The organism is Microbacterium sp. RU33B, from assembly GCF_900155915.1.
GTDB lineage: Bacteria > Actinomycetota > Actinomycetes > Actinomycetales > Microbacteriaceae > Microbacterium.
In genome coordinates this window covers 1,652,448-1,665,055 of sequence record NZ_FTPO01000001.1, presented here as the reverse complement: position 1 = coordinate 1,665,055, position 12,608 = coordinate 1,652,448, and the positions used below count along the sequence as shown (strand labels likewise).

The following is a 12,608-nucleotide window of genomic DNA, read 5'->3' as shown; positions in this document are numbered from 1 at the left end:
TTCGACTTCTGTATCAATGTGTCAACACAATCGAGGCGATCCTCAGGATGCGTCCGGGCGCGCCCTGAACCGCGGCATCCGGCCCCGGAATTAGACTCGAACGGTCATGATCAGACCCGACTTGAGCCTTCCCATCCCCGAGACCATCGAGGCCGCGCACTTCATCGGCATCGGCGGGTCCGGCATGTCGGGTCTCGCCCGCATGTTCCTCGAGCGCGGCATCCGCGTCTCGGGCTCCGATCGCGCCGACAGTGCGGCTCTGCGCGATCTCGCCGAGCGCGGCGCGACGGTGCATGTCGGCCACGACGCCTCGAACCTGCCCGACGGTGTGGATGCCGTCATCCACACCGGTGCGATCTGGGCGGAGAACCCGGAGTTCGTCCTCGCCAAGCAGCGCGGTCTCCACGTCATCCACCGCTCCCAGGCGCTGTACTGGTTCATCGGCGGCCGCCGCCTCGTGTCGGTGGCCGGCGCTCACGGCAAGACCACCTCCACCGGCATGATCGTCACGGCGCTTCAGGCGCTCGACTCCGCTCCCACGTTCGTCAACGGCGGAGTCATCGCCCAGCTGGGCGTCTCGAGCGGAACGGGATCCGACGATCTGTACGTCATCGAGGCCGACGAGTCCGACGGCACGTTCCTGCTCTACGACACCTCGATCGCCCTCATCACCAACGTCGATCCCGATCACCTCGACCACTGGGAGTCGGGTGAGGCCTTCTACGACGGGTTCGCGACGTTCGCGAACTCCGCGCGCGAGGCCGTCGTGATCTCGTCCGACGACCCGGGCGCCCGCATCGTGTCGGCGCGGATCGAGCACCCCCGCGTCCTCACGTTCGGAGAAGCCTCCGACGCGGATGTGCGTGTAGGCGACATCGTCACCGAGGGGCCCGTCTCCTTCACCGTGACGCGCGGGGACGAGACCGTCGCCGCGCAGCTGGCCGTCCCCGGCGCCCACAACGCGATCAATGCGACCGGCGCCGTCGCGGTGCTCCTGACCCTCGGGTTCGATCTCGAGCCGGCCGTGCGTGCGGTCGAGGGCTTCACGGGCACCGTCCGCCGGTTCGAGCTCCATGGCGTCGAGCGCGGCGTCAGCGTGTTCGACGACTACGCGCATCACCCGACCGAGGTCGCCGCGGCCCTCGCGGCGGCGCGCACGGTGGTCGGAGGGGGCCGCATCATCGCCATCCAGCAGCCCCACACGTACTCGCGCACCCAGGCGATGTACCAGGAGTTCGCCGACGTGCTCGAGTCGCTCGCCGACCACACCGTGATGCTCGACGTCTACGGCGCGCGGGAGGACCCCGTGCCGGGCGTCACCGGCGAACTCGTCAGCAAGGCGTTCCACGACCCCGCCCACGTGCACTTCGTCGCCGACTGGCAGGAGGCCGCCGACTACACGGCCTCCGTGGCGCGCGACGGCGACTACGTCATCACGCTCGGCTGCGGCAACGTCTACCAGATCATCCCGCAGGTGCTCGACGCGCTCGGACGCACCCCCGCGGTGAAGTAGCGCCGGATGCGCCGCCCGAATCCGCTCCCGCAGGCGCCTGTCGCGCCGCGGGAAGAGCTGTCGCCGGAAGACGTCGAACCGGATCGCGGCGGGCCTGCGGACGCTGCGGAGGAATCGCCGCCGATCGCCGTGCTCGATCACGCGCGGGCGACCCGCCCCGATCACCTCGGCGATTCGTCCGAGACCATGGCCGGCGCCGCCTCCGCCGACGGCGTGGAGCGCGACATCCGGCTGCGCGACGTCTGGAAGGCCGCGCGCGCCAGTCGACGCGCGCTCCGCGCCGAAGTGCGCCGCTTCACCGGGCGCCAGCGCCGACGGCGTCTCACGTGGATGCTGTCGCTCGGCGCGCTCGTGCTGCTCGTCGTGGGCAGCGTCGCGGCGGCCTACAGTCCGCTGTTCGGCGTCGAGCGCGTCCGCGTGGTCGGCGCGTCGCAGCTGGATGCCGCAGCCGTCGAGGCCGCGCTCTCGGGACAGCTGGGCACGCCGCTGCCGCTCGTCGACGAGAGCGCCGTCAAGGCGGCGCTGGTCGAGTTCCCCCTCGTGGAGACGTACACGCTGGAGGCCCGGCCGCCGCACGAGCTCGTGGTGCGCATCGTCGAGCGCACGCCGATCGGGCTGATCGAGACCGCCGCGGGCTACACGCTGGTGGATGCCGCCGGCGTGGCCCTCTCGACCACCCAGACCCCGCAGGAGGGGCAGCCGATCGTCACGGTCGAAGGCGGCACCCGTTCCGCGGCCTTCACGTCGCTCGGCCAGGTGATGCGCGCTCTCCCCGACGACATCCGCGCGCAGGTGACGGCCGCGTCGGCCACGACCCCCGACGATGTGACCCTGACGCTAGGGGGGACGAACACGCAGGTCGTGTGGGGGAGCGCCGAGTCCTCGGTGATGAAGGCCCTCACCCTGCAGAAGATGATGGTGCAGCGGCCCCCTGCCGGCGTCAGCGTCTACGACGTCTCCTCTCCCACGGCCATCGTCGTCCGCTGACCGGCCCGGATCCAACGGATCCGGAGAGGGATGTCGCGACACGCCCACGCCGCTCCGGGCGCGGGCGCGGCATCCGCATACTTTCGTCTCAGGAATTGCATACCGAGCAATTCTTTATACCTCTAGTTGAGGTTGAAGGTTTTCCGAAGACAGGGGCCGGCATGAGCCAGAACCAGAACTACCTCGCTGTGATCAAGGTGGTCGGCGTCGGCGGCGGCGGCGTCAATGCCGTCAACCGCATGATCGACCTGGGGCTCCGCGGAGTCGAGTTCATCGCGATCAACACCGACGCGCAGGCGCTCCTCATGAGCGACGCCGACGTCAAGCTCGACGTGGGCCGGGAGCTCACCCGCGGACTCGGCGCCGGCGCCGATCCCGAGGTCGGACGCCGTGCGGCGGAAGACCACGCGGAGGAGATCGAAGAGGCCCTGCGCGGCGCCGACATGGTCTTCGTCACCGCCGGTGAAGGCGGCGGCACGGGCACCGGCGGTGCTCCCGTCGTGGCCAAGATCGCCAAGTCGATCGGCGCCCTCACGATCGGTGTCGTGACCAAGCCCTTCTCGTTCGAAGGTCGGCGTCGCCAGCAGCAGGCCGAGACCGGCGTGTCGAAGCTGAAGGAAGAGGTCGATACCCTCATCGTCGTGCCCAACGACCGACTCCTCGAGATCAGCGATCGCGGAATCTCGATGATCGAGGCGTTCGCCACCGCCGACCAGGTGCTCCTCGCCGGTGTGCAGGGCATCACCGACCTCATCACGACGCCGGGTCTGATCAACCTCGACTTCGCCGACGTGAAGTCGGTCATGCAGGGTGCCGGCTCCGCGCTCATGGGCATCGGCTCCGCACGCGGGGCGGACCGCGCCATCAAGGCGGCCGAGCTCGCGGTCGAGTCGCCGCTCCTCGAAGCCTCGATCGAAGGCGCGCACGGCGTGCTGCTGTCGATCCAGGGCGGATCGAACCTCGGCATCTTCGAGATCAACGATGCGGCGCAGCTGGTCAAGGAGGCCGCGCACCCCGAGGCCAACATCATCTTCGGCACGGTCATCGACGACACGCTGGGCGACGAAGTGCGCGTCACCGTCATCGCGGCGGGCTTCGACGGCGGCGAGCCCCAGGCGCGCATCGAGCCGATGCTCAACCAGCGCGTCGCCACGCCTCCGGTGATGCCCGCCCTCCCCGTCGACGACGCGGTGAAAGAGGTCGAGGTCGAGCGCGAGCCCGTCCCGGTCAGCGTCGCCGCGGTCACCGAGTCCACGTACGACTCGCCGTTCGGCGAGGACGACCTCGACATCCCCGACTTCCTGAAGTAGTGGACCTCGCCTCGCGGCTCGCCGACGTCGACGCGCGCATCTCGGATGCCGCTCGAGCGGCGGGCCGCGACCCGTCGGAGATCACGCGCATCGTCGTGACGAAGTTCCACCCGGCGAGTCTCATCGACGAGCTGTACGCCCTGGGCGTGCGCGACGTCGGCGAGAACCGTCAGCAGGAGCTCACCGAGAAGGTGCGCGAGATCGGCGCCCGAGACGGTCTGACCTGGCACTTCATCGGCCAGGCGCAGACCAACAAGGCTCGCGCCGTGCGCGCCGCGGCATCCGTCGTGCACTCCGTCGACCGCTCACGCCTCGCCGAAGCGCTCGACACCGCGGCCGACGACGGGGCGGCACCCCTCGATGTGCTCCTGCAGGTCAACCTCACCACGGATGCCGGACGCGGCGGGGTGGAGCCCGCAGCCCTGGCGTCCCTCGCGGAACACGTCGCGGGATGCCCCTCGCTGCGCGTGCGCGGGGTGATGGGCGTGGCACCCCTGGACGAAGAGCCCGCATCGGCGTTCGCGCGGCTGCGGGCATCGAGTGACGAACTCGCCCGGATCATTCCGGGCGCGACATGGATCTCCGCCGGCATGACGGCGGATTTCGTCGAGGCGATCGATGCAGGCGCGACACACCTGCGGATCGGCTCGGCAATCACGGGTCCGAGGCCCGCACGCGGTTAACCTCGGAACAGACGAGCGATCAGGAGGAAAGCGATGTCGAACCCGCTCAAGAAGACCATGGTGTACCTGGGCCTTGCCGACGAGGAAGACGTCTACGACGAGCCCGCGCCGCAGCCCACGGGCCGCAAGTCGCAGGTCGTCGAGAAGGCGGCGGCGCCCATCACGCCGCTGCGTCCCGCCGTCGTGCGCCAGCCCGCTGCCGGCACGGTGAGCGAGATCCTGACGGTGCACCCGAAGCAGTACCGCGACGCTCAGGTCATCGCCGAGAACTTCCGCGAGGGCATCCCCGTCATCATCAACCTCTCGCAGATGAGCGACGCCGACGCGCGTCGTCTCATCGACTTCGCGAGCGGCCTCTCGCTGGGCCTGTACGGCCGCATCGAGCGGGTGACGAGCAAGGTGTTCCTCCTCTCCCCGGAGAACGTCGCCGTCTCGGGTGACGGCGCTGTGGCGCAGGCCGACCCCGAGTCGGTCACGTTCGCCGCGCAGTAGTCGTGGATCTCGTCGGGCTCATCGCCTGGATCCTCTATCTGCTCGTCCTCGTCTACACGATGCTGCTGCTCGCGCGGCTCGTGCTCGACTGGATCCCGTTCTTCAATCGTGAGTGGCGGCCCAAGGGCGGCCTGCTCATCCTGGCGGAGATCGTCTACACGGCGACCGACCCGCCCTTGAAGTTCCTCCGCCGCTTCATCCCACCCCTGCGCGTCGGAGCCGTCGCGATCGACTTCGGCTTCGCGATCGTCATGTTCGTCTGCTTCGTGCTCCTCGGCGTGACCCGCTCCCTCGCGACCTGAAACCTCGGCGACTATGCTTGCTGGGTACGATCTTCCGCACGGTGGATCGCACCGTGAACACCGTCGGCGAATCGACCGCTCGAAAGAGGAATCACCATGGCTTTGACCCCCGATGACGTCGTCACCAAGCAGTTCCAGCACGTCCGCTTCAAGGAGGGCTTCGACCCCGACGAGGTCGACGACTTCCTCGACGAGATCGTCGTGGAATGGCGCAAGACGATCGAAGAGAACGACCAGCTGAAGGCGAAGCTCGCCGAGTACGAGGCCGGCGGAGCTCCCGCCGCGGCCTCGACCGAGGCGCCCGCCGCCGAGGTCGTCGAAGAGGTCCCCGCAGCCGAGGCCGCTCCCGAGCCCGCCGTCGAGGCGGCCGCACCGGCCAGCGGCGGAGCCGCTGCCAGCGCCGGCATCATCGAGCTCGCCCAGCGCCTGCACGACGAGCACGTCGCAGAGGGTGTCGCGCAGCGCGACCAGCTCATCTCCGACGCCCAGGCTCAGGCCAACCAGATCGTCTCCGAGGCCGAGGCCCGTGGACGCGACGAGATGGCGAAGCTCGAGCGCGAGCGCACGGCGCTCGAGGGTCGCATCACGGAGCTGCGCAACTTCGAGCGCGACTACCGCGCCCAGCTGCGCAGCTACATGGAGGGCAAGCTCCGCGACCTCGAGACGACGGCCACGTCGTCCGGCTCGACGCCGGTCTCGGCCATCGGCCTCTAGGCCGTTGCCAGTCCGCGCCCCCCTGCGTCATGCGGCGGCCGGCGCCACCATCGCGATCCTCGCGATGCTGGTGCTGGCCGCCGACCAGTTCACCAAGCACCTCGCGATCGAGAACCTGCCACCGCAGCAGGTCGTCCCCGTCCTCGGCGACTTCCTGAGCTTCTATCTCGTCCGAAATCCCGGAGCCGCCTTCTCGTTCGGCGAAGAGGTGACGTGGATCTTCACGATCGCCCTCGCGGTCGTCGTGGGAGTGATCGTCTGGCTCGCCGCGACGCGTGTGCAGTCGCGTCTCTGGGCGGTCGTCCTGGGCCTTCTGGCCGGCGGTGTGCTCGGGAATCTCACCGATCGCCTGCTGCGCGAGCCGGGCTTCGCGGTGGGTCACGTGATCGACTTCATCAACACCCCGTGGATGTGGCTTTGGTTCCCGCCCGCGATCTACAACATCGCCGACATCTTCATCGTCACGATGATGATCGGCATCGCCCTTCTCGTACTGGTCGGAGTGCACATGGACGGTTCCCGCGAGCGCAAGGACCACGACGAGAGCGCGGATGACTCGACCATCCTCGGCCCCACCGGCGACGAGTTCCCGCCCGGCGGAGGTGTGGCCGGCAACTTCGACGAGGAGTTCCCGGTCGCCGACGCCCAGGCCGGCGTTCCCGCCGACGAGCGCGGGCTCCCGCCGCTGAGCGAGCGCGATCAGGAGGCCGTGGCACGCGAGGCCGACCGCATCGCGGACGAAGAAGCCCGCCGCCGCGACTCCTGACATGCCGACGCGGTTCCTGCCTGTCCCCGACGGCCTCGAAGGCGCGCGCGTCGACGCGGCCCTCGCCAAGATGCTCGGGTTCTCCCGCACGTTCGCGGCCGAGGTCGCCGAAGCCGGAGGAGTCCTCGCGGGCTCGCGCACCCTGGGCAAATCCGATCGGCTGTCGGGCGGCGACCTGCTCGAGGTGACGTGGACCGAGCGCCGGGAGGCGGAGGTCATCCCGCTCGCGGTGCCCGATCTCGGGATCGTCTACGACGACGACGACATCGTCGTGGTCGACAAGCCCACCGGCGTCGCCGCGCATCCCTCCATCGGCTGGGAGGGCCCCACGGTGCTGGGCGCCCTCGCGGCGGGCGGCTACCGCATCGCGACGACCGGTGCCGCCGAGAGACAGGGTGTGGTGCATCGGCTCGACGTGGGCACCAGCGGGCTCATGGTGGTCGCCAAGACCGAGCAGGCCTACACCGCGCTCAAGCGGGCGTTCAAGGAGCGCGAGGTGGAGAAGATCTATCACGCCGTGGTGCAGGGGCATCCGGATCCCCTCGCCGGCACGATCGATGCGCCGATCGGTCGGCATCCGAGCCATTCGTGGAAGTTCGCCGTCATCCCCGGCGGCAAGGATTCCGTCACGCACTACGAGACGCTCGAGGCGTTCCCAGGCGCATCCCTGCTCGAGATCCACCTCGAGACGGGGCGCACCCACCAGATCCGCGTGCACATGGCCGCGCACCGGCATCCGTGCGTCGGCGATCCGCTCTACGGCGCCGACCCGACGATGTCGGCGCGCCTGGGACTCACGCGCCAGTGGCTGCACGCGCGCGAGCTGTCCTTCGCGCACCCTGCAACGGGGGAATGGGTGACGTTCACGTCTCCCTACGCCGCCGACCTGGCGCACGCGCTCGAGGTGCTGCGCGGCGACTAGAGCGTGTCGGCGAGGCGATGTGTCAGAGCAGCGAGCCGATCACATCGAGCCGGACCTGAGCGAGCACCGCGATGAGGGCGTAGTCGAGGACGGTGGCGACGAGAGCCCACGAGTACACGACCGCGCCCGCGCGACGGATGCCGGACCCGCCGCCCCAGACGCCTTCGCGCAGCGTCCACCCGGCGGTGAACCAGAAGAGGGGGATCGTCGCAAGCCACACGGTCATGCACCAGGGGCACAGCGAACCGTACTCGAACACGCTGCGGTAGGCGAAGAAGTGCACGAGCGCGAACCCGCCGAGCACGAAGACGCCGAAGACGCGCCAGTACCACCGACGCATCCCGCCGGGTGCCGCCAGCGCGCTCACCCCCGCGTAGACGGGACCGAGGAACAGGACCATCCCCAGGATCGAGTTCGAGAAGCCGAGCAGATTGCCGCCCGGTGACAGGAGGTTCGGTCCGCAGGTGACGACGACGCTGAGCTGGCACGAGACGATCGGCGCCGCGCCGGTGAGCTGTCCGATGTACTCCAGGTAGAGCAGGAACGACGTCGCTCCCGCGAACACGCCGGCGACGATCCACAGCACGGCGAGACCCAGGGGAGGGCGGAGAGTGCGCGGCGCGGCTGCGGTGTCGGACATGCGCAGAGTCTCCTCCGTCATGCCCGGGTGCCGCGGCCCGATCGGCCGGAGAAAAGCTCAGCGGCCGCCCTCGAACCTCGCCGGGTCGTCCTCCGACAGGGCGGACGCGATGCGACGCCGCATGTCGGTGCTGAGCTCGGACGGGAGCGACTCGAGGTCGAACCAGCCGACATCCGTCATCTCTCCGTCGGCGGGGTACGGCTCGCCCGAGATCCACTCGCAGCGGAACGTGAGATCGAGGTAATCGGACTGATCCCCGTTGTCGTACGTGATGCGGGGGATCTGGTGGACCCACGCCAGCCGTGTCGTGCGAACGACGACGCCGGCCTCTTCGAGGGACTCCCGCACCGCCGCGTCGGCGGGCTCCTCGCCCGGGTCCACGATCCCCGTGATGGGCGTCCAGGCGCCGTTGTCGCTTCGACGACCCAGGAGCAGCTTCTCGTCCCTCAGGATGACGGCCGTCACGCCGGTCATCGACAGGGGAGCCGTGCCGACGTGGGAGCGGAGCCAGAGGACGTATTCGGGAGTGGCCATCCCCTCAGCCTAGGAGCGTGGGGCTCCGGGGATGCCTCCTTCACCTTCGAGCTGAGGATGAAGCGACCTGGCTCGGCGAGGCGGCGGTCGGCGGCGAGGGTGTGCCCGGTGTCGGACCCGATACCTAGACTCGATCCGTGGCATCCGACTCCTTCGTCCATCTGCACGTGCACAGCGAATACTCGATGCTCGACGGTGCGGCGCGCGTCCGCCCCCTCGTGCAGGAGGCCGTCCGCCAGGGCATGTCGGCCATCGCCGTCACCGACCACGGCAACACCTTCGCCGCGTTCGACTTCTACCAGGCGGCCAAAGAGGCGGGCATCAAGCCCATCATCGGCATCGAGGCCTACGTCACGCCGGGCACCCATCGCAGCGACAAGGCGCGCGTGCGGTGGGGCACCCCCGAGCAGAACAGCGACGACGTCTCGGGGTCGGGCGCCTACACCCACATGACCCTTCTCTCCGAGACGACCGAGGGCATGCACAATCTGTTCCGGCTGTCGTCGCTCGCGAGCCTGGAGGGCTACTACTTCAAGCCCCGCATGGATCGAGAGGTCCTGCAGAAGTACAGCACCGGCCTCATCGCCACGACGGGCTGCCCGTCGGGTGAAGTGCAGACCCGCCTGCGACTCGGCCAGTACGATGCCGCGCGTGCGGCGGCGGCGGAGTTCCAGGACATCTTCGGCAAAGACAACTACTTCGCCGAGATCATGGATCACGGCCTCGACATCGAGCGTCGCGTCATGGGCGATCTGCTGAAGATCTCGAAGGATCTCGGCATCCCGCTGGTCGGAACCAACGATCTCCATTACACGCACCAGCACGACGCGAAGAGCCACGCGGCGCTGCTGTGCGTGCAGTCGGGCTCCACGCTCGACGACCCCAAGCGCTTCAAGTTCGACGGCGACGGCTACTACGTCAAGACCCCGGCCGAGATGCGGCAGATCTTCCGCGACCACCCGGAGGCCTGCGACAACACGCTGCTCATCGCCGAGCGCTGCGACGTCGAGTTCAACACGAGCGCCAACTACATGCCGCGCTTCCCGGTGCCCGCCGGCGAGACCGAGGAGTCGTGGTTCGTCAAGGAGGTCGAGGTCGGGCTCCAGCACCGGTACCCCGGCGGCATCCCCGACGCCGTGCGCGCGCAGGCGGAGTACGAGACCGGCGTCATCGTGCAGATGGGCTTCCCGGGCTACTTCCTCGTCGTCGCCGACTTCATCAACTGGGCCAAGCGCAACGGCATCCGCGTGGGTCCGGGCCGCGGTTCGGGCGCGGGGTCCATGGCCGCGTACGCGATGGGCATCACCGACCTCGATCCCCTCCAGCACGGCCTCATCTTCGAGCGCTTCCTCAACCCCGACCGCGTGTCGATGCCCGACTTCGACGTCGACTTCGACGACCGTCGCCGTGGCGAGGTCATCCAGTACGTCACCGAGAAGTACGGCGACGAGCGCGTCGCCCAGATCGTCACGTACGGCACGATCAAGGCGAAGCAGGCGCTGAAAGACGCCGGTCGCGTGCTCGGGTTCCCCTTCAGCATGGGGGAGAGGCTCACCAAGGCGATGCCCCCCGCGGTCATGGGCAAAGACATGCCGCTGGAGGGCATGTTCGACTCCCAGCACCCGCGCTACAAGGAGGCGAGCGAGTTCCGCGCCCTGATCGAGACGGATGCCGAGGCGAAGACCGTCTTCGACACCGCCGTCGGGCTCGAGAACCTCAAGCGCCAGTGGGGCGTGCACGCGGCCGGGGTCATCATGTCGAGCGAGCCGCTGATCGACATCATCCCGATCATGAAGCGCGAGCAAGACGGCCAGATCGTCACGCAGTTCGACTACCCGTCGTGCGAGGCCCTCGGGCTGATCAAGATGGACTTCCTCGGGCTGCGCAACCTCACGATCATCAACGATGCGCTCGACAACATCGTCGCCAACCGAGGTGAGCCGCTCGTTCTCGAAGAGCTTGAGCTCGACGACCAGGCGGCCTACGAGCTCCTCTCCCGCGGCGACACGCTCGGCGTCTTCCAACTCGACGGCGGGCCGATGCGCTCGCTCCTGCGACTGATGAAGCCCGACAACTTCGAAGACATCTCGGCGGTCATCGCGCTCTACCGACCCGGCCCGATGGGTGCGAACTCGCACATCAACTATGCGCTGCGCAAGACCGGCCAGCAGGAGATCACGCCCATCCATCCCGAGCTGGCGGAGCCGCTCGCCGACATCCTCGACACGAGCTACGGCCTCATCATCTACCAGGAGCAGGTGATGGCGATCGCGCAGCGGGTTGCGGGCTTCTCGCTCGGTCAGGCCGACATCCTGCGGCGGGCGATGGGCAAGAAGAAGAAGTCCGAGCTCGACAAGCAGTACGAGGGCTTCCAGGCCGGCATGCACGCCAACGGGTACTCCGACGCGGCGGTGCAGATGCTGTGGGACATCCTGCTGCCCTTCTCGGACTACGCCTTCAACAAGGCGCACTCCGCCGCGTACGGCCTGATCGCATACTGGACCGCCTATCTGAAGGCGCACTACCCCGCGGAGTACATGGCGGCGCTGCTGACGAGCGTCGGCGACTCCAAGGACAAGATGGCGGTGTACCTCAACGAGTGCCGCCGGATGGGCATCCGCGTGCTCCCGCCCGACGTCGGGCAGTCGATCCGCTACTTCGCCGCCGTCGGCGAAGACATCCGCTTCGGGCTCGGCGCCGTCCGCAACGTGGGCGCCAACGTCGTCGACGGCATCGTCGCGGCGCGCGCCGACGACAGCTTCGTGAGCTTCCACGACTTCCTGACGAAGGTGCCGCTGCACGTCGCGAACAAGCGCACGATCGAATCGCTCATCAAGGCGGGTGCCTTCGACTCGCTGGGGTCGAGCAGACGCGCGCTCATGGAGATCCACGAAGACGCCACCGAGGCCGCGGTCGAGACGAAGCGCAAGGCCGCCACGGGCGCCATCGGCTTCGACTTCGACAGCCTGTACGACGCCGCCGAGGAGGTCGCCCCGGCCAAGGTCCCCGAGCGCCCGGAATGGACCAAGAAGGACAAGCTCGCGTTCGAGCGCGAGATGCTCGGGCTCTACGTCTCCGATCACCCCCTGGCGGGCCTGGAGAATCCGCTCGCCAAGCACGCCTCCACATCGATCCACGACCTCCTCTCGAACGAGGACGTGCAGGACGGCGATCAGGTGACGGTCGCCGGTCTCGTCACGAGCGTGCAGCACCGCGTCGCGAAGCAGAGCGGCAACCCCTACGGCATGATCACCGTCGAGGACTTCAACGGCGAGGTCACCGTGATGTTCATGGGGAAGACCTACACCGAGTTCCAGTCGCAGCTCGTCGCCGATTCGATCCTCGCGGTCCGGGGGCGCGTCTCCCGTCGCGACGACGGGCTCAACCTCCACGCGCAGTCGGCCTTCGCTCCCGACCTCGGGAACCTCGAAGAAGCCGGCTCGCTCGTGCTGGTCGTCCCGGAGCGCCGGGCGAGCGAACCGCTCGTGAACGAGCTCCTGCAGACCCTGCAGCGGCACAGGGGCGACACCGAGGTCACGCTCAAGCTCCACGCCGGGACGGTGGCGAAGGTCTTCGAGATCCCGCATGCCGTGCGCATCACGCCCGACCTGTACGGCGAGCTGAAGGGCCTGCTCGGACCGCGGTGCCTCGGGTGATCCATGACGGTGGATCTCGCCGTCGGCTCTGCGTCGGCGAGGAGCCGCCGGTAGTATCGGTGCACGGTGCGCCCCCCAGCGACGCCGGA

At 68.7% G+C, this 12,608-nt stretch carries 11 protein-coding genes and 1 pseudogene; 10 read left to right on the top strand and 2 right to left on the bottom strand.

The features are described from left to right. The first annotated feature begins 106 nt into the window (after positions 1–106). The 9 genes and pseudogenes from murC to B0B14_RS08100 all read left to right on the top strand — a co-directional run bounded on the left by murC (position 107) and on the right by B0B14_RS08100 (position 7,689). Entirely contained in the window at positions 107–1,513 is a 1,407-nt protein-coding gene (gene murC, locus B0B14_RS08140; RefSeq protein WP_076680914.1) for a UDP-N-acetylmuramate--L-alanine ligase, read from the top strand. Between the two features lie 6 nt (positions 1,514–1,519). Continuing rightward, positions 1,520–2,500 (top strand): cell division protein FtsQ/DivIB, encoded by a 981-nt coding sequence (locus B0B14_RS08135; protein ID WP_076680913.1) that lies wholly within the window; start codon positions 1,520–1,522, stop codon positions 2,498–2,500. A 161-nt stretch (positions 2,501–2,661) separates the two neighbouring features. Beyond that, the gene (gene ftsZ, locus B0B14_RS08130) at positions 2,662–3,810 is read left to right on the top strand and encodes a cell division protein FtsZ (protein WP_076680912.1); all 1,149 of its coding nucleotides are present in this window, start codon (positions 2,662–2,664) and stop codon (positions 3,808–3,810) included. Then, complete coding sequence (locus B0B14_RS08125; protein ID WP_076680911.1) at positions 3,810–4,493, top strand: YggS family pyridoxal phosphate-dependent enzyme; 684 nt, start codon at positions 3,810–3,812, stop codon at positions 4,491–4,493. Before ftsZ ends, B0B14_RS08125 begins: the two co-directional genes overlap by 1 nt. A gap of 33 nt (positions 4,494–4,526) precedes the next feature. Continuing rightward, positions 4,527–4,985, top strand: a complete 459-nt coding sequence (locus B0B14_RS08120) for a cell division protein SepF (RefSeq protein WP_076680910.1) — start codon at positions 4,527–4,529, stop codon at positions 4,983–4,985. A gap of 2 nt (positions 4,986–4,987) precedes the next feature. After that, a complete protein-coding gene (locus B0B14_RS08115; protein ID WP_076680909.1) occupies positions 4,988–5,287 on the top strand; it encodes a YggT family protein in 300 nt (99 codons plus the stop codon). A 96-nt stretch (positions 5,288–5,383) separates the two neighbouring features. Next, on the top strand, positions 5,384–6,001 hold the full coding sequence (locus B0B14_RS08110) for a DivIVA domain-containing protein (RefSeq protein ID WP_076680908.1): 618 nt from the start codon (positions 5,384–5,386) through the stop codon (positions 5,999–6,001). 64 nt (positions 6,002–6,065) lie between these two features. Further along, positions 6,066–6,551 (top strand): annotated as a pseudogene (lspA, locus tag B0B14_RS08105) (signal peptidase II); the annotation flags it as partial. Positions 6,552–6,768: 217 nt separating this feature from the next. Continuing rightward, complete coding sequence (locus B0B14_RS08100) at positions 6,769–7,689, top strand: RluA family pseudouridine synthase (RefSeq protein ID WP_076680907.1); 921 nt, start codon at positions 6,769–6,771, stop codon at positions 7,687–7,689. Between the two features lie 22 nt (positions 7,690–7,711). Here the strand turns inward: B0B14_RS08100 and B0B14_RS08095 are convergent, their stop codons facing one another. Continuing rightward, on the bottom strand, positions 7,712–8,329 hold the full coding sequence (locus tag B0B14_RS08095) for a vitamin K epoxide reductase family protein (RefSeq protein ID WP_256714296.1): 618 nt from the start codon (positions 8,327–8,329) through the stop codon (positions 7,712–7,714). A 57-nt stretch (positions 8,330–8,386) separates the two neighbouring features. Further along, on the bottom strand, positions 8,387–8,863 hold the full coding sequence (locus B0B14_RS08090) for an NUDIX hydrolase (protein ID WP_076680905.1): 477 nt from the start codon (positions 8,861–8,863) through the stop codon (positions 8,387–8,389). A gap of 185 nt (positions 8,864–9,048) precedes the next feature. On the opposite strand from B0B14_RS08090, the gene dnaE reads away from it, so the two are divergent. Continuing rightward, a complete protein-coding gene (gene dnaE / locus B0B14_RS08085) occupies positions 9,049–12,519 on the top strand; it encodes a DNA polymerase III subunit alpha (protein ID WP_372236635.1) in 3,471 nt (1,156 codons plus the stop codon). Positions 12,520–12,608: the final 89 nt, after the last annotated feature.

Coding starts and splice junctions, on each gene's coding strand:
- B0B14_RS08120 (WP_076680910.1), top strand. CDS start 4,527: ATGTCGAACCCGCTCAAGAAGACCATGGTGTACCTGGGCCTTGCCGAC.
- murC (WP_076680914.1), top strand. CDS start 107: ATGATCAGACCCGACTTGAGCCTTCCCATCCCCGAGACCATCGAGGCC.
- B0B14_RS08135 (WP_076680913.1), top strand. CDS start 1,520: ATGCGCCGCCCGAATCCGCTCCCGCAGGCGCCTGTCGCGCCGCGGGAA.
- dnaE (WP_372236635.1), top strand. CDS start 9,049: ATGCTCGACGGTGCGGCGCGCGTCCGCCCCCTCGTGCAGGAGGCCGTC.
- B0B14_RS08110 (WP_076680908.1), top strand. CDS start 5,384: ATGGCTTTGACCCCCGATGACGTCGTCACCAAGCAGTTCCAGCACGTC.
- B0B14_RS08090 (WP_076680905.1), bottom strand. CDS start 8,863: ATGGCCACTCCCGAATACGTCCTCTGGCTCCGCTCCCACGTCGGCACG.
- B0B14_RS08095 (WP_256714296.1), bottom strand. CDS start 8,329: ATGTCCGACACCGCAGCCGCGCCGCGCACTCTCCGCCCTCCCCTGGGT.
- ftsZ (WP_076680912.1), top strand. CDS start 2,662: ATGAGCCAGAACCAGAACTACCTCGCTGTGATCAAGGTGGTCGGCGTC.
- B0B14_RS08100 (WP_076680907.1), top strand. CDS start 6,769: ATGCCGACGCGGTTCCTGCCTGTCCCCGACGGCCTCGAAGGCGCGCGC.